A 582-nucleotide genomic window follows, 5' to 3' on the forward strand; every position below is an offset into this window, starting at 1 on the left:
TCCGAGCCATGGCCGAACTCCAGCCCGCCGACCTTGCCGTAGCCGACGATGACGAAGTCCGGATCGCACGGCGTGCCGTCGGCGCGCAACGGCCGGCCATGACGCTGCACCAACTGCCGCCAGGCCAGTTCGAGGACCTCGACGAGGATCGCCTCGGCCAGCCAGGTCAGGTAGTCGCTGACCTTCATCAACGGCAGCGTGCCGGCGATCTCCGAGGCCGCCACCCGCAGCCCGTGGGCCAGCTTGAAGTGACGAAGGGTCTCCATCTGCTGCTCGAGGTCGTCCTCGGGAATCCGCATCAGCCGTTCGCGCAGCTCGGCGGCCAGCTCGGCGGCCTGTGGAGGACGGAACAGGCGCCCCTCGTTGAGCAGCTCGTCGAGCAGAATCGGGAACCGCGCGATCTGCTCGGCAACCATCGGGCTGGCCGCGCAGAGGGTCAGCAGGCGCTCCAGCGCGCCGGGGTTCTCGGTCAGCAACACCAGGTAGGCGGAACGCCGCGCCACCGCTTCCACCAGCGGCAGGACCCGCTCCAGCACCAGGTCCGGCTGGGGGTTTTCCACGGTCATCGCCAGCAGGCGCGGA

The 582-nt window shown here is 69.6% G+C and carries 1 protein-coding gene; it reads right to left on the reverse strand.

Annotation, left to right across the window (positions count from 1 at the left end):
• Positions 1–582, reverse strand: a 582-nt coding sequence (locus tag FLO80_RS23690) for a bifunctional [glutamate--ammonia ligase]-adenylyl-L-tyrosine phosphorylase/[glutamate--ammonia-ligase] adenylyltransferase (protein ID WP_223145545.1), incomplete at both ends; no start/stop codon positions are given.

Origin of the sequence: Aquicoccus porphyridii, from assembly GCF_008369105.1 — a bacterium.
Lineage (GTDB): Bacteria > Pseudomonadota > Alphaproteobacteria > Rhodobacterales > Rhodobacteraceae > Aquicoccus > Aquicoccus porphyridii.